Source organism: Kluyvera huaxiensis, from assembly GCF_040149365.1.
GTDB lineage: Bacteria > Pseudomonadota > Gammaproteobacteria > Enterobacterales > Enterobacteriaceae > Kluyvera > Kluyvera intermedia_A.
Map to the genome: position 1 here is coordinate 155,861 of NZ_JBEFLV010000002.1, position 22,864 is coordinate 178,724.

Genomic DNA, 22,864 nt, shown 5'->3' on the forward strand with positions numbered 1-22,864 from the left:
GCTGTGGGTTAGCGGGATTCGGTCAGTTTATCGAGAAACGACCACAGTTTTTGGTTCATTTCGCGGTAGTCATGGCCGCGCATTTCTTCGACAGAACGAATAAACGGTTTGCCTTTCGCCTCCGCCAGTTCTTGTTCAGAGTGCTGGATAAGCCCTTCCACCGCCTCTGCGGTGAATTCCATATGGCACTGAAAACCGAATACTTTGTCGCTGAATTGCACAATCTGGCGCGGGCAACCTGCGCTCTTTGCAAGGATTACCGTTTCGGCGGTCAGTCCCGGCATATCGTTATGCCAGTGGCCAACGGTTAACGATGAACCAAAATCGCTGAGCAGCGGATGCTGTGTGCCGGCTTCCGTCAGCGTTATCGGGTAGTGGCCAATCTCCTTGTTCGGGCTTTGACATACTTCCGCGCCCAGCGCTTCACCAATCAGCTGCGAACCGAGACAAATACCGACCACAATACGGCCTGCGTCAATCGCCTGGTTAATCAGCCGTTGCTCCGCTTTTGAGTCGAAGTAGGGGCACTCGGCAAGGGTTGTGTGCGGCGATTGTGGGCCGCCAAAGACCACCAGCATATCAAAGCCGTCGGCGTTAGCGGGAACTGGCTCACTATCGTAGACGCGGCTCCAGGTGACCTGGTGGCCACGTGCTTGCGCCCACGGCTGGTAAGTTCCCGCTGACTCGAATGATTCATGAATAACAAAATGGACTCGCACGCAGGTTCTCCTGTTATGGCTTAAGCGCCCGCTGAATATCAGCGGCCAACCGGGTAATGTCGCTATCGTCGAGCGTTGCAAGCGTGATGCGTAAACCATGTGCCGCCGCGTTAACGCCGAATGCTTCGCCTTCGCGCACCAACCAGCCGGATTTAGCGAGGGCGAATGCGGTGGCCTGACTGGCTGTTGCCAGCGGAAGCCAAAGGTTCAGGCCATCGCCGGGGATGACGTTGTCGATGCCTTGCGTGCGCAATGCCTGGGTGAGGCTGTGCTGCTGGCTGGCGTAGAACTGCCGGGTTTGCGCAAGTGTGTGCTGATAATCGTCGTCGGTTAAGCAGGCATAGGCCAAATCCTGCAGTAAATGGCTCACCCACTGACTGCCTGAGTTAAGACGCAGGCGCAGTTTTGCTGACGTCGACGTATCGCTGGCAACAAACGCCAGCCGCAGGTCTGGGCCCAACGTTTTGGACATTGAACGCACTACCGCCCAATGCAGCGTCTGGGCTGATATCACCGGATACCAGGTGGCGGATGATAGCAGGGCAAAGTGGTCATCGATGATCACCAGAACCTGCGGGTAGCGACTGAGGATTTTCTGTAATGCGGCGGCACGGGCCTTGCTCAGACTGTACCCAGTCGGATTATGGGCGCGTGGCGTCAGGATAACCGCGCGCGCGCCTTTGCTGAGCGCGAGCTCCAGCATTTCCGGCAACATTCCCTCGCTATCCATACCGACCGGGCTGGCGGTAAACCCACTGTAGCGCAGCATGCTGATACTGCTTAAGAAGCAGGGGTCTTCCACCGCCACGCTGTCGCCTGGCAACAGGTGAGCGCACAGAAGACGCTCAATGGCGTCGATGGCGCCGCTGCTCAAGTCGATTTCACCTGGCGCTGGCATCGCTTCTTGCATCCACGCATTAGCCCAGCGCTGAAGCTGAGGAGTGACCGGCGCATCGCCGTACAGACGCGGCGTGCGGCTAATATGCGACAAATAGCGATTGAGGTCCGGCAGTCTGTCAGGTGCTGGGTTGCCGCTGGAGAGATCGGTCAGCGGCGTGTGCGGACAGCCTCCTTCCAGCGCGACCGGCTGCAGCGTCTCTTTGACCACCGTACCGTTACGCCCAAGGCTCAGCGCCAGCCCGGAGGTGACCAGCCGTTTGTAGGCCGAAGCCACGGTATTACGGTTGACGTCAAGTTGCGCCGCCAGTTCACGGACCGGCGGCAGCGTTTCACCCCTGGCCAATTTACCGCTGGTGATATGCTGACGAATACTGTCAAAGATTTCGTTGGCGCTTTTTCCGTCGATCATTATTGACCTATGACAAAATGAATTTTAGCATATGACGATAATAGTGAGGCGCGAGCCCGCTGTCCAGAGTCAGAGGAGAAGGTGATGGGGCAGGAGAGTGAAATACAGTCGGTGCTCTTTAACGACAAGCACCGGGCGCAGCAAACGGATATCGTTGCCGTGCAGTCGCTGGTGGTTTACGGCAGCGTCGGCAATAGTATTGCCGTCCCGGCGATTAAGGCGCACGGCCTGCGGGTGACAGCAGTGCCCACGGTGTTGTTTAGCAATACGCCGCACTATGAGACCTATTATGGCGGCATTATTCCCGGCGAGTGGTTTGGTGGTTATCTGCGGGCGCTCAATGAACGCGACGCGTTGCGCGAGCTGAAAGCGGTCACCACGGGTTATATGGGGAGTGCGGAGCAGATTGCTCTACTCGCCGAATGGCTTAAAACGGTCCAGCTGTCGCACCCGCAGATCCCGATTCTGGTCGATCCGGTGATTGGTGATGTGGATAGCGGTATTTACGTACAGGCCGAAATTCCGCAGGCCTATCGTACCCATCTGCTGCCGCTCGCGCAGGGGCTGACGCCTAACGTCTTTGAGCTGGAGATGTTGAGCGGTAAACCTTGCCGGACGTTGGATGAAGCGGTTACGGCGGCGCAATCGCTGCTCACCGAAACGTTGAAATGGGTGATTATCACCAGCGCGCCGGCCCGTAATGCAGACAATATTACGGTGGCTGTCGTGACTTCTGATTCGGTAGATGTGATTGAGCATCCCCGTCTGGAAACCGATCTTAAAGGTACTGGCGATCTGTTCTGCGCCGAGTTAATTAGCGGAATTGTGCAGAAAAAAACGCTGGCAGACGCCGCGCGTGATGCGGCAGAACGCGTCCTTGAAGTCATGAGCTGGACGCAGAAGTGCGGCTGCGATGAGTTAATACTGCCACCGGCAGGGGAGGTGCGATGAAGAGTTATCGTCTGGTTGTCCGTCACAACGGGCGTCTGGTTGGCCATTTTGATACCAGCGGTCAGGATGCGCTGGAAGATGCCTGCGTGGCGCGGGCCATTTTTGGTGTCACCGGCGGCTATCAGTGTGAGCTGCAGGTATCCGATAGCGAACGGAGAATGCTGGAAAGCGGCCCGGAGGGGATGAAAATCCTGATGCGTGAGCCGTGTTTTCGCCCAGTAACTTCGGCGCTATAAGTCAGCCAAAAAAAATGGCGCCAATTGGCGCCATCTTTCTTTGCAGCAAGAATTACTTCTTGATGCGGATAACCGGGGTTTCACCCACGGTTACGCTGCCGGACAGCTTGATCAGTTCTTTGATCTCATCCATGTTGGAGATAACAACCGGAGTCAGGGTAGACTTGGCTTTCTCTTCCAGCAGAGCCAGATCGAACTCGATTACGGTGTCGCCAACTTTAACGCGCTGGCCTTCTTCCGCGATACGTTTAAAACCTTCGCCTTTCAGTTCAACGGTATCGATACCGAAGTGAACGAACAGCTCGATGCCGCTATCGGATTCGATAGAGAAAGCGTGGTTGGTTTCAAAAATTTTACCGATGGTGCCGTCAACCGGCGCAACCATTTTGTTGCCAGTCGGTTTGATAGCAATGCCATCACCAACGATTTTCTCAGCAAACACTACATCCGGCACGTCTTCGATGTTGACGATCTCGCCAGAGAGCGGTGCAATAATCTCAATTGTTCCTGTGTCTTTTTTGTCATCAGAAACCAGAGATTTCAGTTTATCGAACAAACCCATGATCTTCTCCTAAGCAGTAATTTGGGCCGCATCTCGTGGATTAGCAGATTGTTTTTTCTTCAATGAACTTGTTAACCAGCGCCATTAACTCGTCCGTTGTCGGTTGAGCAAGAGCTTGCTCTGCTAATACCTTCGCATCTTCGAAGTTCGTGTTACGGATAATCTTCTTAATGCGCGGGATAGAAATGGAACTCATAGAGAATTCGTCCAGACCCATCCCCAGCAACAGAAGTGTAGCACGTTCGTCGCCTGCAAGCTCACCACACATGCCAGTCCATTTGCCTTCAGCATGAGAAGCATCAATAACCTGCTTAATCAGCGTCAGAACGGATGGTGACATTGGTTGGTAAAGATGCGAGATCATATCATTACCACGGTCAACTGCCAGAGTATACTGCGTTAAATCATTGGTACCGATACTAAAGAAATCAACTTCTTTGGCCAGGTGACGTGCAATAGTTGCCGCAGCTGGTGTTTCCACCATCACGCCAATCTCAATGGTTTCGTCAAAGGCTTTACCTTCGTCACGCAGTTCCTGTTTGTAGATCTCAATCTCTTTCTTCAGTGCACGCACTTCTTCAACGGAGATGATCATCGGGAACATGATGCGCAGTTTACCGAAGGCGGATGCACGCAGAATAGCGCGAACCTGATCACGCAGGATCTCTTTACGATCCATTGCGATACGCACGGCGCGCCAGCCCAGGAACGGGTTGTCTTCTTTCGGGAAGTTCATGTACGGCAGCTCTTTATCACCACCGATGTCCATGGTACGGACGATAACCGCTTGCGAGCCACAGGCTTCAGCAACGGCTTTATACGCAGCAAACTGTTCTTCTTCAGTTGGCAGCGCATCACGGTCCATGAACAGGAATTCAGTACGGTACAAGCCAACGCCTTCCGCACCGTTACGCTCAGCACCGTCGATATCACGTACGGTACCGATGTTCGCGCAAACTTCAACCTGGTGACCATCAAGGGTGATAGCCGGCAGATCTTTCAGTTTCGCCAGTTCGGCTTTCTCGGAAGCAACCTGCTCTTGTACAGCACGCAGCTCTTCGATTTGTTCGTTAGTTGGATTGACGTAAACCAGATTGTTTACCGCATCCAGAATCAGATAGTCGCCATTTTTCACCTGAGAGGTGACGCTACCGGTGCCCACGATTGCTGGCAGCTCAAGGGAGCGCGCCATAATAGAGGTGTGGGAGGTACGGCCACCAACGTCAGTGATAAAGCCCAGCACCTTCTTCAGGTTCAGCTGTGCAGTCTCAGACGGCGTCAGGTCAGCGGCAACCAGGATAACTTCATCCTGAATAGCGCTAAGGTCGATGATTGCCAGACCCAGGATGTTGCGCAGCAGGCGCTTACCGATATCACGCACGTCGGCCGCACGTTCTTTCAGGTATTCATCATCCAGTTCTTCCAGGGCAGTCGCCTGACCTTCGATAATTTCATGCGCAGCTGCGTCAGCCGTCATGTGCTTATCTTTAATCAGGGCTATGATTTCCTGCTCCAGCTCCTCATCTTCCAGCAGCATGATATGCCCTTCGAAGATGGCTTCTTTTTCTTCACCGAAAGTTTCGCCAGCTTTGGTCTTGATAGCTTCCAGCTGTGCGGACGCTTTAGAACGGCCGCTAAGAAAACGCTCAACTTCCTGCTCAACGTTATCGGCAGAAATTTTCTTCCGGTCGATGACAATCTCATCTTCTTTCAGCAGCAATGCGTTGCCAAAAGCGATACCCGGGGATGCTAAAATGCCTGAAATCATAACCCTACCTTACTTGTGACTGATATTTAAAAGAACTCGTTGAACTTACTCGAGTTCAGCCATCAGTTTAACCAGATGTTCAACTGCTTTCTGCTCGTCTTCACCTTCAGCGGACAGGGTGACAACGGTACCCTGAGTCAGGCCCAGAGTTTGCAGTTTGAACAGGCTTTTCGCGCTAGCGCTTTTGCCGTTGGAAGTCACAGTGATCTCTGAAGTGAAGCCTTTAGCTTCTTTAACAAACTGAGCAGCAGGGCGGGTATGCAGACCGTTCGGAGCGGTAATGGTAACTTCTTGCTGGAACATTATATTTCCCCAACTTATAGGTTTAGTGTTGTGGAACTAAAGTCTAGCCTGGTGGCCACACTTTAGCCTGTATTACTCAATCAAGCGACGCCCACTAATCAGCACTACCATCGGAGACAAACTTCCGACGCAGACGCTTCTGGCCTTTGACGTTTCGCTTATCATTAAACATTATGCCGTGAAAGCAGGATTTGAACCAAATCATAAAATCGATTCAGCAAATGAAAACCTGCGTCGAATAATTTCGCGGCTCAAAATAAATATGATGGTTAAATACCAGACCTGCGGGGGTGAATCAATGCCAGGGGGGGTAAAAGTTTGATGTGCGCCACAAAAAAGCACCCGAAAGGGTGCTTTTTTACACGATTTTAACGTACTGGCATTACTGTTGCAGTTCTTTCTCTGTGAAGAGATCTGCGAACAATGCCGTGCTCAAATAGCGCTCACCCGAGGACGGTAGGATAACCACAATATTCTTATTGGTAAAGGTTTCATCTTCCTGCAATTTCAGCGCTGCAGCAACCGCCGCACCGGAAGAGATACCGGCCAGAATACCTTCTTCTTCCATCAGGCGACGCGCCGTGGAGATGGCTTCTTCGTTGGTGATGGCGACAACTTTATCAATCAGCTTCAGATCGAGGTTGCCTGGAATGAAACCAGCACCGATCCCCTGGATCTTATGCGGGCCTGGTTTGATTTCTTCACCTGCCAGCGCCTGGGCGATAACCGGTGAGTCGGTTGGCTCAACGGCGACGGAAATCAGATCCGTTTTGCCTTTTGTGCCTTTAATATAGCGGGTGACGCCGGTCAATGTACCGCCGGTGCCCACGCCGGCAATAAATACGTCAACCTGACCGTCGGTATCTTCCCAGATTTCTGGACCGGTAGTTTTTTCGTGAATTTCCGGGTTAGCCGGGTTGCTGAACTGCTGCAGCAACAGGAATTTTTCTGGATTGCTGGCGACAATCTCTTCCGCTTTCTGAATGGCACCTTTCATGCCTTTCGCGCCTTCGGTCAGAACCAGGTTCGCGCCCAGTGCTTTCAGCAACTTGCGGCGTTCGATGCTCATGGTTTCCGGCATGGTCAGCGTCAGTTTGTAACCGCGAGCGGCGGCAACGTAGGCCAGGGCGATACCGGTGTTACCGCTGGTTGGCTCAACCAGTTCAACGCCTGCTTTCAGTACGCCACGTTTTTCGGCATCCCAAATCATATTGGCACCGATACGGCATTTGACGCTGAAGCTTGGGTTACGTGATTCAACCTTCGCCAGGATGCGCCCGTTACCGATGCGGTTCAGTCGTACCAGCGGCGTATGACCGATAGTCAGGGAGTTATCTTCAAAAATCTTACTCATGGCCTGTCCTTAACTGTATGAAATTTGGGGTACTGGACCAGCATACCTGCTTAAAGATTCTGCGGAAGTAAGGATTTCGCATATCTATATACTGAAGGGAAATAATGGTAAGCGGGATGGAATAAGGCAAGGCATAAGCCCCATCCATTTAGAATGGGGCATGTATGCTGGTGTTGCGCTGGTTATCTCGTAGTCAGATTACTTCCACATCGCGTGTTTATCGCGATAGCAGTCAACCCACATGGCGGTCGCGCCGCAGATAGCGACGGGAATAATCACCAGGTTGAGTACCGGGATCAGCGTGAACAGGCTGGCGAGTGCGCCAAACTGCATATTGGTGACTTTACGAGTGCGCAGCGCTTCACGCATGGTTTTGAACGACACCTTATGGTTATCGAACGGATAGTCACAGTACTGAATCGCCAGCATCCAGGCGCTGAACAGGAACCACAGCACCGGCGCAACCGTCTGACCAATACCGGGAATAAAGTACAGCAGCAGTAAAACGACGGCGCGCGGCAGATACCAGGCAAGTTTTTGCCATTCGCGCTTCATGATGCGCGGCAGATCTTTCATGATGCCAACAACGCCGGTATCGGGCGGCGTCGCGCCGGTTAAACGCGCTTCAAGCTGTTCGGCCAACAGTCCGTTGAACGGTGCGGCAATCCAGTTGGCGATAGTAGAAAAGAAATAACCGAAGACCAGTAAGATGGAAAGAACGATAACCGGCCACAGCAGGTAGCTCAGCCACTGTAACCAGTCGGGGATGCGGCTCATCAATGAGGGGATCCAGCTTCCGAGCTTACTGAACAGCCACCAGAAGGCGCCACCCATCAGGACAATGTTGACTAACAGCGGTAAAATGACGAAACGGCGGATGCCCGGCAAGCCGATCAATTTCCAGCCCTGAGAGAAATAGTAGACGCCGCTGCGTGCGGCAGGGGTGGACGATGAAACCATGGTCAGGTGGTGCTCCTTTGTCTGACTGCATTAAAAAGACGACTATATATTATCGGGTTGTTGGACAATGACCAGTTAGGAAATGTTCGAAAAACCAGCAAAAAGCACGATTTAGTCCATCTTTATGCAGTGAATGTCTCAAGTACACTTGCACTTGACGTGATGGGCAAATACTCTTAGTGAGTAAATGTTTGCCGTGGTGGCAAGGTGTTAGAACAACAGAGAATATAATGATGCAGGATTTGCGTCTGATATTAATCATTGTTGGCGCGATCGCCATACTCGCTTTACTGGTTCATGGTTTCTGGACGAGCCGTAAAGAACGTTCTTCGATGTTTCGCGATCGTCCAATAAAACGTATGAAGTCTCGTGATGCCGACGATGAGCCGGAAGAAGACTTTGATGACAATGTTGAAGGCGTGGGTGAAGTTCGTGTCCACAAGGTCAATCACGCCCCTGGGGTTGCTGGGGAGCATGACGCGCCTCGTCCGCCTCAACACCAGTACCAGCCGCCTTACGAGCGTCAGGCGCCTCAGCCTGCACGTCCGCAGGAGCCGGTACAGCAGCCGCCTGTGCAACAGCCGTATCAGCCGGTACAGCATGCGCCAGTTCCGCCTCCGCAGCCGGTACGTCCGCCGGTGGTTGAACCGCAGCAGCCCGTGCAGCACGCGCCAGTGGCTCCGCAGCCCGCAGCTCCACAGCCTGCTCAGTCGGTAGAAGCGCCGGTGGTACAGACTGCGCCGCAACCTGCGCCGGTTGAACCGCCAGCGCCAGAGCCAGCACCGCCGGTGAAAGAGCGTAAAGAGACGGTTATCGTCATGAACGTCTCCGCGCATCAGGGCTCGTCTATTAATGGCGAAGTGCTGCTGAACAGCATTCAACAGGCAGGGTTCAAATTTGGCGACATGAATATTTTCCATCGCCATCTCAGCCCTGACGGTAGTGGTCCAGCGCTGTTTAGCCTTGCCAACATGTTGAAGCCGGGAACATTCGACCCGGAAAATATGAGCGAGATGCAAACGCCAGGCGTGACCATCTTCATGCAGGTGCCTGCCTACGGCGATGAGCTGCAAAACTTCAAATTGATGCTCCAGTCGGCACAGTTTATTGCCGACGAAGTGGGTGGTGTGGTGTTGGACGATCAGCGTCGCATGATGACCCCGCAAAAAATGCGTGAGTATCAGGATCGTATCCGCGACGTTATCGACGCTAATGCCTGATAGGCCCGCGCTTTTCCAATCTTTCCTGAACCCCCGCCTGTCGGGGGTTTTTTATCATTGATGGTGTGTTATGCAACCGATAGAACAACAACTGACTGAACTGCGAGCGACGCTTCGCCATCATGAATACCTTTATCATGTCTTAGATACGCCAGAACTGCCGGATGCGGAGTATGACCGCCTGATGCGCGAGCTGCGCGAGCTGGAAGCCCAGCATCCGGAGCTCATCACTTCTGACTCGCCAACCCAACGCGTTGGTGCCGAGCCGCTGGCGGCGTTCAGTCAGATTCGCCACGAAGTCCCGATGCTGTCTCTGGACAACGTGTTTGATGAAGAAAGCTTTCTCGCTTTTAACAAACGCGTTCAGGATCGCCTGAAAAGCACGGATAAACTGACCTGGTGCTGTGAACTCAAGCTAGACGGTCTGGCGGTCAGTATTCTGTATGAAAACGGCGTGCTGGTGAGTGCGGCAACGCGCGGTGATGGCACTACCGGCGAGGATATCACCTCCAACGTGCGTACTATCCGCGCCATTCCACTCAAGCTGCGTGGCGACAATATTCCGGCTCGCCTGGAAGTACGCGGCGAAGTGTTTATGCCGCAGCCTGGTTTTGAAAAAATCAACGAAGAAGCGCGGCGCACCGGCAACAAAGTGTTTGCTAACCCGCGTAACGCCGCCGCCGGTTCACTGCGTCAGCTTGACCCTCGCATTACCGCGAAGCGACCGCTCACTTTCTTCTGCTATGGTTGGGGTGTGCTGGAAGGCGGTGAACTGCCGGACACCCACCTTGGGCGTTTGCAGCAGTTTAAGGAGTGGGGTCTGCCGGTCAGCGATCGCGTGAAGCTGTGTGATTCGCCGGAGGAAGTACTTGCTTACTACCACAAGGTTGAAGAAGACCGACCGACGCTGGGCTTTGATATCGATGGTGTGGTGATTAAGGTTAACTCGCTGGAATTACAAGAACAGCTCGGCTTTGTGGCGCGTGCGCCGCGCTGGGCGGTAGCGTTCAAGTTCCCGGCTCAAGAGCAGATGACCTTTGTCCGCGACGTGGAGTTTCAGGTTGGCCGTACCGGCGCGATTACGCCGGTGGCGCGTCTTGAACCGGTTCAGGTTGCGGGTGTACTGGTCAGTAACGCCACGCTGCATAACGCCGATGAAATTGAACGTCTGGGGCTGCGTATTGGCGATAAAGTGGTAATTCGCCGTGCCGGTGACGTTATCCCGCAGGTGGTGAACGTGGTGCTCTCAGAGCGTCCGGATAACACCCAGGAAGTGGTCTTCCCGACCCGTTGCCCGGTGTGTAACTCCGATGTTGAACGCGTTGAAGGTGAAGCCGTCGCGCGCTGTACCGGCGGCTTGATTTGCGGTGCGCAGCGTAAAGAAGCGCTCAAACACTTTGTCTCCCGCCGTGCGCTTGATGTTGACGGCATGGGCGACAAAATTATCGATCAGTTGGTGGAAAAAGAGTACGTCCATACGCCAGCCGATCTCTTTACCCTGACCGCTGGCAAACTCACCGGGCTTGACCGCATGGGGCCTAAGTCGGCGCAGAATGTGGTCAGCGCGCTGGAAAAAGCCAAACAGACTACTTTTGCCCGCTTCCTCTATGCGCTGGGCATTCGTGAAGTTGGCGAAGCGACGGCCGCTGGGCTGGCGGCTTTCTTCGGTACGCTGGAGGCGCTGGAAGCAGCGACGGTTGATGAGCTGCAAAAAGTGCCCGATGTCGGCGTGGTAGTGGCCAATCACGTGTTTAACTTCTTTGCTGAAGAGAGCAACCGCGAGGTTATCCAGCAGCTGCTTAAAGAAGGCGTGAACTGGCCTGCGCCGGTGGTTATCAATGCTGACGAAATTGACAGTCCGTTTGCGGGAAAAACCGTGGTTCTGACCGGTAGTCTGAGCCAGATGTCCCGTGATGATGCCAAAGCACGTTTGGTTGAGCTGGGGGCAAAGGTTGCTGGAAGCGTGTCGAAGAAAACGGATCTGGTCATTGCCGGCGAAGCGGCAGGCTCTAAGCTTGCGAAGGCACAGGAACTGGGCATTGAAGTGATTGATGAGGCTGAAATGCTGCGGCTGTTAGGAGTCTAAAGTGGATAAAGAACAGCTCATTGAGATAGCCAATACCGAAATGCCGTTTGGCAAATATAAGGGGCGGCGTTTGATTGATGTGCCTGAGGAGTATCTGCTGTGGTTTGCCCGGAAGGATGAGTTTCCTGCCGGGCATCTTGGCGAGCTAATGCAGCTAACGCTACTGATTAAAACAGAAGGGCTGAGCCAGCTGGTGCAGCCCCTGAAGCGTTAGCTTCCGACGCGGGCCTGTTCTTTGGCCTGCAGTTTCTCTGTCTGGGCTTTGTAACGCCTCGCCAGCACTGCACAGGTCATCAGCTGGATCTGGTGGAAGATCATCAGCGGCAGCACCATCATCCCCAATACTGACGTCGGGAAGAGAATATTGGCCATCGGAATACCGTTGGCCAGACTCTTTTTCGACCCGCAGAAGACAATCGTAATCTCATCCGCTTTATCGAAGCCCAGTCGGCGTGCCACCACGGTGTTGATCAGAATGACCAGCGCCAGTAGTACGATACTGACCACCACGATAAACAGCAGTGAACCGACGCCGACTTTATGCCAGATACCGTTCACTACCGCCTCACTAAAGGCTGAGTAAACCACCAGCAGAATTGACGTCTGGTCGGTTTTAGCAATCCATTTCTTATGTTTGGTCACGAACGCCGCCGTCCATGGACGGGACAGGTGGCCGAGTACAAACGGCAGCAGCAGTTGCAGCATAATTTTGCCCACCTGCTCAAGGCTGCCACCTGCGCCGTGGACGTTCATCACAAGGCCCACCAGCAGCGGAGAGAGGAAAATCCCCAGCAGGCTGGAGGCAGATGCCGAACATACTGCCGCGGCAACGTTGCCACCGGCCAGTGAGGTAAAGGCAATGGCCGACTGTACGGTGGCGGGCAGAATACACAGATACAGGAAACCCGCGTAGAGCTGCGGATCGACGTTAATCGGTGCCCACCAGGCAAACAATACGCCCAGTACCGGGAAAACCACAAAAGTGCTGCACATCACCCACAGATGCAGCCGCCAGTGGCTGCCGCCGGCGATGATTGACTCACGCGACAGCTTGGCGCCGTGCATAAAGAACAGCAGCGCGATGGCGGCAGTGGTCAGGTTTTCAAAGAAAGGGACAAAGTCGCCGCGCGCCGGGAAGAAGGTGGCGAGCAGGACGACGGCGATAAGGGTCAGCGTAAAGGGATCCAGAATGCGGAAAAGTTTCATAAAAACTCCTGAAGATCGATGCAGACATTTTGCTTTTTTATTTTTGAGAAATAAAATTGATTTATTGCATCCATTCATGAATAAAACAGATGAATTATTCGCTACGGCAGTTAAAGGTGTTTGTGACGGTGGCTCAGGCGAAAAGCTTTAGCCGGGCAGGGGAGATGATTGGCCTGAGCCAGTCGGCGGTGAGCCACAGCGTGAAGGAGCTGGAGAACCAGACCGGCGTACGCCTGCTGGATCGTACCACCCGCGAGGTGGTGCTGACGGAGGCCGGACAGCAGCTAGCGCAGCGGCTTGAGCGCCAGCTTGATGAATTGCACAGTACGTTGCGCGAGGCAGGACGCTCTGGGCAGCAGTTAAGCGGTACGGTGCGCGTGGCGGCAAGCCAGACTATCTCGGCGCATCTGATTCCCCAATGCATTGCCCAGAGCAACCAACGCTATCCGGACATTCGTTTTGTGCTGCATGACCGTCCTCAGCAGTGGGTGCTGGAAAGTATTCGTCAGGGTGATGTCGACTTTGGCATTGTGATTGACCCCGGCGCGGTCAGCGATTTGCAATGTGAAACCGTATTGTCGGAGCCGTTCTTTTTACTCTGTCGCAATGACCATCCTTTTGCGAATTTACCGAGCGTGAGCTGGCAAGCGCTTCAGGGAGCAAAGCTGGTGTTACAGGATTATGCTTCAGGAAGCCGTATGCTGATTGATGCGGCGCTGCGTTTGCATGATATTGAGGCCGATATTGTGCAGGAGATTGGCCACCCGGCGACGCTGTTTCCGATGGTGACGGCGGGAATTGGCATCAGCATTATTCCGGCATTGGCTTTGCCATTGCCGGAGGGAAGCCCGCTGGTAGTGAAAAGACTGGCTCCGGGCGTCGAACGGCAACTGATGCTGGCGCGGCGTAAAAAACGTTCGCTTTCAACGGCGGCACAGGCGCTGTGGGATGTGGCCCGTGAGCAGGGCCAGTGTCTGATGGATGCGCGTTTGCAGGATCCGTTGTATCAGATATAGATGTCAATTTTATGCGCGTCGCTGGGGTTATTAACCCCAGTGATAGCGGCAGCGGATTGCTCCTGCTTTTCCTGCGCTTTTTCCGCTTGCTGGTTCTGAAGTTGTGCCAGCTGCGCTTCCAGCATGGCAATTTGCTCCTGAATCATCTCCGCTTGTTTCTGTTTCTCTTCCGCGCTGCCGCTGCCGTCGGCAATTTCTTTCAACTGTTGGGTCAGCTTAACGATCTGCTGGGTAATCCGCGTCATCTGGGATGCCGCATCGTTATTGCTTGATATGCTGGAACTGCCGGAGTTTTGTAACGTCGCAACAGCAGTTGCGCTGATAGTGCTCATGATGTTCGCCTTCTAAAGGGAAATATAAGCAATATCGGCAGAATGAGGCAGGACTTGAGGAGGAAGTAAAAAGGTGAATCGCGCATAGCAAAAAGGCGCCTTTAGGGCGCCTTTTTACATTGGTGGGGCGTGCAGGATGACTCGCTACGCTCGCCCTTCGGGCCGTCGCCGTGAACGGCTCCGTTGTCTCACTGCGTTCGACCCAAACCTGCGGCAGGTTCGAATCGTCAAATATTGCGCATAGCAAAAAGGCGCCTTTAGGGCGCCTTTTTACATTGGTGGGGCGTGCAGGATTCGAACCTGCGACCAATTGATTAAAAGTCAACTGCTCTACCAACTGAGCTAACGCCCCGAAGTGGTGGGTGATGACGGGATCGAACCGCCGACCCCCTCCTTGTAAGGGAGGTGCTCTCCCAGCTGAGCTAATCACCCACTTCGGTACTTCACATTTTTGCAAGAAATCCAGCTGGCGAGAAAGTGGTGGGTGATGACGGGATCGAACCGCCGACCCCCTCCTTGTAAGGGAGGTGCTCTCCCAGCTGAGCTAATCACCCACTTCTCAATTTCTTGCTACACGGCGGAGACTACATAAAGTAGTTGGTGGGTGATGACGGGATCGAACCGCCGACCCCCTCCTTGTAAGGGAGGTGCTCTCCCAGCTGAGCTAATCACCCCCGCTGTGTGGAGTCGCATTATAGGGAGAGTTGAAAATGAGTCAACGCATTTTCTAAAGAAATTGTTCGTTCGTCGTAAAATTAAGCAAAGCGATCGCAAAACGTCCTATTATGTATGAATTCTAAGCAAAAACAGTAAAGCATGCGCTGGCGGTGGGAACAACCGAGTGGGAGTGATAGAATATTGCCCACTTTTATTTCCAGTATTTGCCGGTTGTCGGCATCTTTATAAACGTAAGGCCATTTCATGAAAATCAAAACTCGCTTCGCGCCTAGCCCGACCGGCTATCTGCACGTCGGCGGTGCTCGTACTGCTCTTTATTCCTGGCTTTTTGCACGTAACCACGACGGTGAGTTTGTGCTGCGTATTGAAGACACCGATCTCGAGCGCTCAACGCCGGAAGCCATCGAAGCCATCATGGATGGGATGAACTGGCTGAATCTGGAGTGGGATGAAGGCCCGTACTATCAGACCAAGCGTTTCGACCGCTACAACGCGGTGATTGATGAAATGCTGGAAGCCGGTACCGCCTACAAATGCTATTGCTCAAAAGAGCGTCTGGAAGCACTGCGCGAAGAGCAAATGGCGAACGGTGAAAAGCCACGTTATGACGGCCGCTGCCGCCATGGTCACGAGCATCATGCTGATAATGAACCGTGCGTTGTGCGTTTTGCTAACCCGCAGGAAGGATCCGTTATCTTTGATGACCAGATCCGTGGGCCAATCGAATTCAGCAACCAGGAGCTGGACGATCTGATCATCCGCCGTACCGATGGTTCCCCGACCTATAACTTCTGCGTCGTTGTTGACGACTGGGATATGGAAATCACCCACGTCATTCGTGGTGAAGACCATATCAACAACACTCCGCGTCAGATCAACATCCTGAAAGCGCTGAATGCGCCGGTGCCGGTTTACGCGCACGTGTCGATGATCAACGGTGATGACGGTAAAAAACTGTCTAAACGCCACGGTGCGGTCAGCGTAATGCAGTATCGCGATGACGGTTATCTGCCGGAAGCGCTGCTGAACTACCTGGTGCGTTTGGGCTGGTCCCATGGCGATCAGGAAATCTTCACCCGTGAAGAGATGATCAAATACTTCGCGCTGAATGCCGTAAGTAAATCCGCCAGTGCGTTCAATACCGAAAAACTGCAGTGGTTGAACCATCACTACATTAATACTCTGCCAGCAGAGTATGTGGCGACGCATTTGCAGTGGCACATTGAGCAGGAAAATATTGATACTCGCGTTGGGCCGCAGCTGTCTGAGCTTATCAAACTGCTGGGCGAGCGCTGCAAAACGCTCAAAGAGATGGCGCAGAGCTGCCGCTACTTCTACGAAGACTTCGCTGAGTTTGATGCAGACGCTGCGAAGAAACACCTTCGTCCGGTTGCGCGTCAGCCGCTGGAAGTGGTGCGTGACAAAATTGCTGCTATCACCGAATGGACCGCTGAAAACGTTCATCACGCCATTCAGTCTACCGCTGATGAACTGGAAGTGGGTATGGGGAAAGTCGGTATGCCGCTGCGCGTAGCAGTCACTGGTGCAGGGCAGTCGCCAGCGCTGGACGTTACCGTACATGCTATCGGAAAATCCCGCAGCATCGAGCGCATTAACAAAGCTCTGGGCTTTATCGCTGAGCGCGAAAGCCAGCAGTAATCTCCTGCAGCATAAATAATAAAAAAGCGGGGAAACCCGCTTTTTTTACGCCTCGTCGTCGCGGTTTAGTCCGAGTCGCGTTAAGAACCCACTAATTCCTTCCCGGGAAAGCAAAAGCTGAAGTCGTTGTTGTTCGACGGGCGTCATATTTTGCAGCACATCGGTTATTTGTCGCCAGAGCACATCAGACTCTTTAGCGCTGTAGCTGCGCACGGGCTCTTGCATCTGATTATCTGCGGATACATCACGCAGGGCAGGCATGTTGGCCAGATAATCCAGAACTTGCTGGGTAATATAAATGAGTCGCGCTCGGCCACCTTTTATCCCCGGCATGGGTTCGGTACGCCATCCTTGCTCGCGGATCCAGTGATTGATTGTCTGTCGGGTCATTCCCAGACGGTTGGCTAGCTCTTCAGTGGACATTTTTGCAGGCAATTTTTTCATGACGAATGCTTAACCACGGATCCCTAAACGTTGTAATAAACCGCTGATTCCTTCACGCAGCAGCAATGTGGTGAGCTGCTTCTGTTCAGATTCGGTCATTTCATCACCCAGCGTGAGCAGCAGCGTATGGAAAGGATTATCGTTGCCGTTCGCCGCGTAGGGGGCGGTTGCCTCACAAACGCGTTGGGCGCTATTAATGAACGCCATGACCTGCTCGTTAACGTGTACCAGGCGGGCTTTACCGCCCTGAACGCCGGGACGTGGCGATGTTGTCCAGCCTTCTTTACGCACCCATTTGTTGATGGTTTGTCGGCTATATCCCGTAAGGTGGGCAATCTCCTCCGGCGTCATTCGTTCCTTGAGCATGCTATTTCCTGAATCGCAGTGTGGGAATTACAGGTTCATGTTATATCATCGTTTTACTGGAAAACGTGACGCGGATAACTCCTGTTTGCGACCTGGCGCGTAATGTTGCGCATTTGTCTGCTTTTTCAGCGATTAACTTCCATTAACGTATTTTGCCGTTGACACTGCGCAAGGGAATTCATATTATGCCGCCCGTCAACACGACAGCTTTACGTTGGGGCTATAGCTCAGCTGGGAGAGCGCTTGCATGGCATGCAAGAGGTCAGCGGTTCGATCCCGCTTAGCTCCACCAAATCCTGCTCCCATCAGGTTTGGAACGTAAACGCACTGTGGGGCTATAGCTCAGCTGGGAGAGCGCTTGCATGGCATGCAAGAGGTCAGCGGTTCGATCCCGCTTAGCTCCACCAAATTATGAAACCCTCGCCGAAAGGCGGGGGTTTTTTGCATTTATTCCATGCGTAAAAAAGTAGCAGATATAATATAAAATGCGGGTATGGCTCAGTATTTTATCACCCACGCTTGCTTAGAATAATTAGTAACAATAATATTCAGACAGTCACTCTATGTACGATAAAGGATATCGGCTGCTACGCATGACTGTTAAATGGAGTACCTCATTAAGAAAATTTTTCCTGGCTTTGATAATGAGCCTGGTGGCTATTCCTTTATCTCGCTATATATCACCCACTGCCATTTACGACGGTCACTCTGTATATCTGGCTTGGTTACCGCTTGGCGTCATGATAGCAATGGTGAGGCTGTTTGGTCGTCATGCGGTACTGCCGCTGATTATTGGGTTTACCGTCGCAAGTTACTGGCAGATCAACCTTTCCCCCTTCAATTCATTAATATTGCTATTCTGTCAGTTGACCGCGGTATGTATCTCTAGTTTTATTTTACGCTCTATTTTAGGGCGCCGCTGGCGGCATGGTTTAGTGATTTATAACCTAGGGTTACATGTTTTTTGGTTTGGCTTTGCTACCCCTGTGATGGCAAAGATTATGATGTATTTGGTGGGCGAGTTTATAGAAACTCCACAATCACTGTTTAATTATTTTAATATAACAACGACGATTTACACGATTGTTAATATTCAGGGTTTAGTCTGCGCATCGTTAATTTTCACAAAACTGTTCTATTACCCGATGAGGATGTGTCTGAATCCCAATTACGCGAGGGCCTTCTGGCACCGGAACTTTGCTATTTATCGTCATTTTTCATGTCGGCTAAACGTCTACAGCTGGTTCCTGGGTCTGGCCATTCTGTTGTTTTTCTTATGCGCTCCGTTCGGTAACGATTACTTTGCAGGTTATCTCGTTCCGATGATATGCGTGTTTTTTGCATTTGGAATCAGTCGGTTAACCTATCAGGTTGTCATCATGGCCTGGACGTTATCAGCGTTCATACTGGTGATAAATAACACCAACTTTCTACACGGTATTCAGACGCAACACTCGCTCTCTTTTGTTTTATCTTCGCTGATCTCTTTCACCATTTGCCTGCTGTATATGCTGCAGATTTACCATCGCAGTAAGCGAGTTAAGCAAAAGTGGCAGGAGCAGGCGATGATCGATCCGTTAACCGGGCTACCCAACCTGCGAGCGCTGGAGGGGTATCTGGAGAAGCCTGGCTCACCGAGCATTTGTTGCCTGCATATCGAAAACCTCGATTTTCTTAGCCGGCACTACGGCATGATGATGCGTATTCAGTGCAAACGCAGCATTACGCAAGTGCTGCAACCGATACTGGCTGCCGATGAGAAGCTGTTCCAGCTGCCGGGCAACGAGCTGCTGCTTGTGCTCTACGGGCCGGATACCGCAGCACGTTTGCGCCATCTGGCCGCGTTTCTGCGCAGCCAGGATATTCGCTGGAATAATTCGTTGCTGAATCTGGAATATGGCATTTCCTGGGGGCGCGTGCGTTCTAAGGGCGGTAATCTTTACCATACGCTGGGACAGCTTAGTTGGCTTGCTGAACAGGCGGGTGAAACGGGGCAAATCCTCAAGCTCGATAACGGCCAGGTGGAGGCGTTTGATCAAACCAGCGAACGGGTCATTTTGCTTAACCGCATTAAAAACGCGCTCGATGGGGATGGCTTTGTGCTCTATGCCCAGCCAATCAGAAAACCATCGGGAGAAGGGTATTATGAAATCCTTAGCCGTCTGGTGGACGCCAATGGGCTGGTGACACCGGATAAATTTATCCCGATATTGACCCAGTTTAACCTCAGTAAGCGTTTTGACATGCTGGTGCTGGAAAAACTGTTTTGCTCGTTGGAAGCTTTCCCCGTCCAGCGCTTCTCCGTCAATTTAATGCCTTATACGTTGATGCAAGCAGAGAGTGCGACGGAGATTATTGCGCTGTTTCGCCGATACCAGGTCAACGTCAAGCGCATTATTGTGGAAATTACCGAGGAACAGGCGTTCTCAAACTCCGATGTCAGTATTAAAAACCTCAACCAGCTGCGTGAATTCGGCTGCCAGATTGCGATTGATGACTTCGGTACTGGCTATGCCAACTATGAGCGTTTAAAGCGCCTTGAGGCCGATATCATCAAGATTGACGGCAGCTTTGTGCGGGATGTGTTGACCAACCCAATGGATGCCATGATTATTCGCTCAATCTGCGAATTGGCTAAGGTACAGAATCTGGAAGTGGTGGCTGAATTTGTGGAAACCGAAGAACAGCAGGCGCTGTTGGTCAAACTAGGCGTTCATTACATGCAGGGATATCTGATTGATAAACCCCGGCCGCTTTATGAGATTGGGTACCCGACCGAAACCTAAAGAAAAAGGGCCTGTAACCAACGTTACAGGCCCTTTTTTAACGTTCAGGAATTACAGAACCAGCGCGGCGATAGAAGCAGACAGCACGCTCACCAGCGTAGAACCGTAAACCAGTTTCAGACCGAAGCGGGAAACCACGTTACCTTGTTCTTCGTTCAGGCCTTTAATCGCACCGGCGATAATACCGATGGAAGAGAAGTTAGCGAAGGAAACGAGGAATACGGAGATGATGCCCACTGCGCGTGGAGAGAGCTCAGCGGCAACTTTCTGCAGATCCATCATTGCAACGAATTCGTTAGAAACTAGTTTGGTTGCCATGATGCTACCCACCTGCAGGGCTTCGTTAGCAGGAACACCCATAATCCAGGCAACCGGATAGAAGATGTAGCCCAGAATGCCCTGGAAGGAGATGCTGTAGCCAAACCAACCGGTGACGGTCGCGAACAGGGCGTTCAGCGCGGCGATCAGGGCGATAAAGCCGATCAGCATAGCTGCAACGATAATCGCTACTTTGAAGCCTGCCAGAATGTATTCACCCAGCATTTCGAAGAAGCTCTGTCCTTCGTGCAGGTTAGACATCTGGATATTCTCTTCGCTCTCATCAACGCGGTAAGGGTTGATCAGCGACAGAACGATAAAGGTGCTGAACATGTTCAGAACCAGCGCCGCAACGACGTATTTTGGTTCCAGCATGGTCATGTACGCGCCCACGATAGACATGGAAACGGTAGACATCGCCGTTGCTGCCATGGTGTACATGCGGTTGCGGGACATTTTGCCAAGAATATCTTTATAGGCAATGAAGTTTTCAGACTGGCCGAGGATCAGCGAGCTGACGGCGTTGAAAGACTCCAGTTTACCCATGCCGTTGATTTTAGACAGCACGGTACCAATCGCACGAATGATAATCGGCAGGATACGGATGTGCTGCAGAATACCGATAAGCGCGGAGATGAAGACGATTGGGCACAGGACTTTCAGGAAGAAGAATGCCAGGCCTTTATCGTTCATACTGCCGAAGACGAAGTTGGTCCCTTCGTTGGCAAAACCGAGCAGTTTTTCGAACATCTCGGAAAAGCCTCTTACGAAACCCAGACCGACATCGGAGTTCAGGAAGAACCATGCCAGCAATACTTCGATGACAAGTAGCTGAATAACATAACGAATGCGAATCTGTTTACGGTTGGAACTGACCAGTAAGGCCAGGATCGCAACCACAACGAGCGCGAGAATAAAATGGAAGACGCGGTCCATATTTGCTCCAAACATGAGGCGGGTTAAGTTTTCGTGCACATTCTATGTAACATGGTCAAATAAAACGAGATCTGTCTCTCACTATATTTAGAACCTGTGAGCAAACTCTAAAATAGTGATCTTCGATACATTTTTGTGATGTTAAGTAAATGTATGAAAAGTTTCCACGTTGTACTACTCTGTCATTAAGCGTATACCAATCCATCCTAACCTCCAGTCTGGCTATCGGTTCCGGCTATCAGAGCAATTATTATCATCCCTCGCAAATGAACTTGATAATCATTCTCATTTTGTTAGCATGAAACATAGCAAAGGCTATGTTTTTGAGGCAGAGAATGACCAACAGTCGCGTTGAGAATAACACCAGTCGGGCAGCGCGCCGTATGCGGTTAGCGTTGATGGGGCCAGCATTCATTGCTGCAATCGGCTATATCGACCCCGGTAACTTTGCGACCAACATTCAGGCCGGGGCAAGTTTCGGCTACCAGCTCCTCTGGGTGGTGGTCTGGGCGAACCTGATGGCGATGCTGATTCAGGTGCTGTCGGCCAAGCTCGGCATTGCGACCGGGAAAAACCTGGCGGAACAGATTCGCGATCACTATCCGCGCCCGCTGGTTTGGTTTTACTGGGTTCAGGCAGAAATTATCGCCATGGCCACTGACCTTGCCGAATTTATCGGGGCGGCTATCGGCTTTAAACTCATTCTCGGTATTTCGTTGCTTCAGGGGGCAGTGCTGACGGGGATTGCCACCTTCTTAATCCTGATGCTGCAGCGCCGTGGGCAAAAACCGCTGGAGAAAGTCATTGGCGGCCTGCTGCTGTTTGTGGCTGCCGCCTACATTGTCGAACTGATTTTTTCCCAGCCTGCGTTGGCACCGCTGGCAAAAGGTATGATTTTACCGTCGCTGCCCAACTCTGAAGCCGTGTTCCTGGCCGCTGGCGTGTTAGGCGCGACTATCATGCCGCACGTTATCTATCTGCACTCATCGTTGACCCAGCATTTACACGGTGGCAGTGCGAAAGAACGCTATAACGCCACGCGCTGGGATGTGGCAATCGCCATGACCATTGCTGGTTTCGTCAATCTGGCGATGATGGCCACCGCCGCTGCGGCATTCCACGCCCATGGGCACACCGGGATTGCCGACCTGGATCAGGCTTATCTCACGCTGGAGCCACTGCTCAGCCATGCGGCAGCGACCATCTTCGGGCTTAGCCTGATTGCCGCCGGGTTATCTTCAACGGTCGTGGGGACACTCGCCGGCCAGGTGGTGATGCAGGGCTTTATCCGCTTCCATATTCCACTGTGGTTCCGTCGTGTGGTGACGATGCTGCCATCGTTTATCGTGATTCTGATGGGCCTGGACCCTACGCGAATTCTGGTGATGAGCCAGGTTCTGCTGAGCTTTGGGATTGCGCTGGCGCTGGTGCCGCTGCTGATGTTTACCAGCGACAGTAAACTGATGGGCGAACTGGTTAACACGCCGTGGGTTAAACGTACTGGCTGGGTTATTGTGGCTATCGTGGTGACGTTAAACGGTTGGCTGCTGGTGGGAACGCTGCTGAATTTATAATCGGTGCACCGTGACTCGCGACAGGTCACGGTTTTCCTTCACCTTTTCCGCTATCCTTTGCTGGGTTTGACCTCTCAGCGA

22 protein-coding genes, 6 tRNA genes and 1 other RNA gene are annotated in these 22,864 nt (G+C 52.5%); 12 read left to right on the forward strand and 17 right to left on the reverse strand.

The window, feature by feature from the left end:
- Nucleotides 1-8: 8 nt before the first annotated feature.
- On the reverse strand, nt 9-719 hold the full coding sequence (locus ABOC97_RS02870) for a type 1 glutamine amidotransferase (protein ID WP_349593853.1): 711 nt from the start codon (nt 717-719) through the stop codon (nt 9-11).
- Nucleotides 720-732: 13 nt separating this feature from the next.
- Nucleotides 733-2,028 carry a MocR-like B6 salvage transcription factor PtsJ gene (gene ptsJ / locus ABOC97_RS02875; RefSeq protein ID WP_349593856.1) on the reverse strand — a complete coding sequence of 432 codons (1,296 nt, stop codon included), beginning with the start codon at nt 2,026-2,028 and terminating at the stop codon, nt 733-735.
- Between the two features lie 84 nt (nt 2,029-2,112).
- Here ptsJ and pdxK point away from each other — a divergent pair, with 84 nt between their 5' ends.
- Both pdxK and ABOC97_RS02885 read left to right on the forward strand, forming a co-directional pair.
- A complete protein-coding gene (gene pdxK, locus ABOC97_RS02880) occupies nt 2,113-2,979 on the forward strand; it encodes a pyridoxine/pyridoxal/pyridoxamine kinase (protein ID WP_349593859.1) in 867 nt (288 codons plus the stop codon).
- The gene (locus ABOC97_RS02885; RefSeq protein ID WP_234502329.1) at nt 2,976-3,215 is read left to right on the forward strand and encodes a cytoplasmic protein; all 240 of its coding nucleotides are present in this window, start codon (nt 2,976-2,978) and stop codon (nt 3,213-3,215) included. Before pdxK ends, ABOC97_RS02885 begins: the two co-directional genes overlap by 4 nt.
- Nucleotides 3,216-3,267: 52 nt before the next feature.
- Here ABOC97_RS02885 and crr read toward each other — a convergent pair whose 3' ends face one another.
- The 5 genes from crr to cysZ all read right to left on the reverse strand — a co-directional run bounded on the left by crr (nt 3,268) and on the right by cysZ (nt 8,162).
- Nucleotides 3,268-3,777 (reverse strand): PTS glucose transporter subunit IIA, encoded by a 510-nt coding sequence (gene crr / locus ABOC97_RS02890; protein ID WP_015959941.1) that lies wholly within the window; start codon nt 3,775-3,777, stop codon nt 3,268-3,270.
- A gap of 40 nt (nt 3,778-3,817) precedes the next feature.
- Complete coding sequence (gene ptsI / locus ABOC97_RS02895) at nt 3,818-5,545, reverse strand: phosphoenolpyruvate-protein phosphotransferase PtsI (RefSeq protein WP_234502328.1); 1,728 nt, start codon at nt 5,543-5,545, stop codon at nt 3,818-3,820.
- A gap of 45 nt (nt 5,546-5,590) precedes the next feature.
- Nucleotides 5,591-5,848, reverse strand: coding sequence for a phosphocarrier protein Hpr (gene ptsH / locus ABOC97_RS02900; protein WP_002913505.1), 258 nt, complete (start codon nt 5,846-5,848; stop codon nt 5,591-5,593).
- Nucleotides 5,849-6,230: 382 nt separating this feature from the next.
- On the reverse strand, nt 6,231-7,202 hold the full coding sequence (gene cysK, locus ABOC97_RS02905) for a cysteine synthase A (protein WP_234502327.1): 972 nt from the start codon (nt 7,200-7,202) through the stop codon (nt 6,231-6,233).
- 198 nt (nt 7,203-7,400) lie between these two features.
- Nucleotides 7,401-8,162, reverse strand: coding sequence for a sulfate transporter CysZ (gene cysZ / locus ABOC97_RS02910; RefSeq protein WP_349593875.1), 762 nt, complete (start codon nt 8,160-8,162; stop codon nt 7,401-7,403).
- A gap of 230 nt (nt 8,163-8,392) precedes the next feature.
- On the opposite strand from cysZ, the gene zipA reads away from it, so the two are divergent.
- From zipA to ABOC97_RS02925, 3 genes are all read left to right on the forward strand, one after another.
- Nucleotides 8,393-9,382, forward strand: a complete 990-nt coding sequence (zipA, locus tag ABOC97_RS02915) for a cell division protein ZipA (RefSeq protein WP_349593878.1) — start codon at nt 8,393-8,395, stop codon at nt 9,380-9,382.
- A 70-nt stretch (nt 9,383-9,452) separates the two neighbouring features.
- On the forward strand, nt 9,453-11,468 hold the full coding sequence (gene ligA / locus ABOC97_RS02920; protein WP_349593881.1) for an NAD-dependent DNA ligase LigA: 2,016 nt from the start codon (nt 9,453-9,455) through the stop codon (nt 11,466-11,468).
- Nucleotide 11,469: 1 nt separating this feature from the next.
- Nucleotides 11,470-11,682: a DUF3820 family protein gene (locus ABOC97_RS02925; RefSeq protein WP_052282371.1), complete on the forward strand. Its 213-nt coding sequence runs from the start codon at nt 11,470-11,472 to the stop codon at nt 11,680-11,682.
- Here ABOC97_RS02925 and ABOC97_RS02930 read toward each other — a convergent pair.
- A complete protein-coding gene (locus ABOC97_RS02930) occupies nt 11,679-12,674 on the reverse strand; it encodes a bile acid:sodium symporter family protein (protein WP_349593884.1) in 996 nt (331 codons plus the stop codon). The two genes, ABOC97_RS02925 and ABOC97_RS02930, sit on opposite strands and share 4 nt — an antisense overlap.
- An 89-nt stretch (nt 12,675-12,763) precedes the next feature.
- Between ABOC97_RS02930 and ABOC97_RS02935 the strand changes: the two genes are divergently transcribed.
- Nucleotides 12,764-13,690, forward strand: coding sequence for a LysR family transcriptional regulator (locus tag ABOC97_RS02935; protein WP_349593887.1), 927 nt, complete (start codon nt 12,764-12,766; stop codon nt 13,688-13,690).
- Here ABOC97_RS02935 and ABOC97_RS02940 read toward each other — a convergent pair.
- The 6 genes from ABOC97_RS02940 to ABOC97_RS02965 form a co-directional block, all read right to left on the reverse strand.
- Nucleotides 13,681-14,022, reverse strand: coding sequence for a FlxA-like family protein (locus ABOC97_RS02940; protein ID WP_349593890.1), 342 nt, complete (start codon nt 14,020-14,022; stop codon nt 13,681-13,683). The genes ABOC97_RS02935 and ABOC97_RS02940 overlap by 10 nt on opposite strands.
- 120 nt (nt 14,023-14,142) lie before the next feature.
- A non-coding RNA gene (locus tag ABOC97_RS02945) (RtT sRNA) lies at nt 14,143-14,267 on the reverse strand.
- 31 nt (nt 14,268-14,298) lie between these two features.
- Nucleotides 14,299-14,374: transfer RNA gene (locus tag ABOC97_RS02950), tRNA-Lys, on the reverse strand.
- Between the two features lie 4 nt (nt 14,375-14,378).
- Nucleotides 14,379-14,454, reverse strand: a tRNA-Val gene (locus ABOC97_RS02955).
- 46 nt (nt 14,455-14,500) lie between these two features.
- A tRNA-Val gene (locus tag ABOC97_RS02960) sits at nt 14,501-14,576 on the reverse strand.
- A gap of 44 nt (nt 14,577-14,620) precedes the next feature.
- Nucleotides 14,621-14,696 (reverse strand) — tRNA-Val (locus ABOC97_RS02965).
- Nucleotides 14,697-14,943: 247 nt separating this feature from the next.
- On the opposite strand from ABOC97_RS02965, the gene gltX reads away from it, so the two are divergent.
- Nucleotides 14,944-16,359 (forward strand): glutamate--tRNA ligase, encoded by a 1,416-nt coding sequence (gltX, locus tag ABOC97_RS02970; protein ID WP_234502320.1) that lies wholly within the window; start codon nt 14,944-14,946, stop codon nt 16,357-16,359.
- A gap of 45 nt (nt 16,360-16,404) precedes the next feature.
- Here gltX and ABOC97_RS02975 read toward each other — a convergent pair whose 3' ends face one another.
- Nucleotides 16,405-16,803, reverse strand: a complete 399-nt coding sequence (locus ABOC97_RS02975; protein ID WP_349593893.1) for a YfeC-like transcriptional regulator — start codon at nt 16,801-16,803, stop codon at nt 16,405-16,407.
- A 9-nt stretch (nt 16,804-16,812) separates the two neighbouring features.
- Nucleotides 16,813-17,169, reverse strand: coding sequence for a YfeC-like transcriptional regulator (locus ABOC97_RS02980; protein ID WP_349593896.1), 357 nt, complete (start codon nt 17,167-17,169; stop codon nt 16,813-16,815).
- A gap of 216 nt (nt 17,170-17,385) precedes the next feature.
- Here ABOC97_RS02980 and ABOC97_RS02985 point away from each other — a divergent pair.
- The 3 genes from ABOC97_RS02985 (at nt 17,386) to ABOC97_RS02995 (ending at nt 19,955) form a co-directional block, all read left to right on the forward strand.
- Nucleotides 17,386-17,461 (forward strand) — tRNA-Ala (locus ABOC97_RS02985).
- Between the two features lie 39 nt (nt 17,462-17,500).
- Nucleotides 17,501-17,576, forward strand: a tRNA-Ala gene (locus ABOC97_RS02990).
- A 237-nt stretch (nt 17,577-17,813) separates the two neighbouring features.
- The gene (locus ABOC97_RS02995; protein ID WP_349593899.1) at nt 17,814-19,955 is read left to right on the forward strand and encodes an EAL domain-containing protein; all 2,142 of its coding nucleotides are present in this window, start codon (nt 17,814-17,816) and stop codon (nt 19,953-19,955) included.
- 51 nt (nt 19,956-20,006) lie between these two features.
- On the opposite strand, the gene nupC is transcribed toward ABOC97_RS02995, so the two are convergent.
- Complete coding sequence (gene nupC, locus ABOC97_RS03000) at nt 20,007-21,209, reverse strand: nucleoside permease NupC (protein ID WP_052285731.1); 1,203 nt, start codon at nt 21,207-21,209, stop codon at nt 20,007-20,009.
- A gap of 298 nt (nt 21,210-21,507) precedes the next feature.
- Here nupC and ABOC97_RS24025 point away from each other — a divergent pair, with 298 nt between their 5' ends.
- Nucleotides 21,508-21,564, forward strand: a complete 57-nt coding sequence (locus ABOC97_RS24025; RefSeq protein WP_420883590.1) for a hypothetical protein — start codon at nt 21,508-21,510, stop codon at nt 21,562-21,564.
- The gene (locus tag ABOC97_RS03005) at nt 21,545-22,783 is read left to right on the forward strand and encodes an Nramp family divalent metal transporter (protein WP_349593901.1); all 1,239 of its coding nucleotides are present in this window, start codon (nt 21,545-21,547) and stop codon (nt 22,781-22,783) included. The genes ABOC97_RS24025 and ABOC97_RS03005 overlap by 20 nt, the downstream gene beginning before the upstream one ends.
- Nucleotides 22,784-22,864 lie beyond the last annotated feature (81 nt).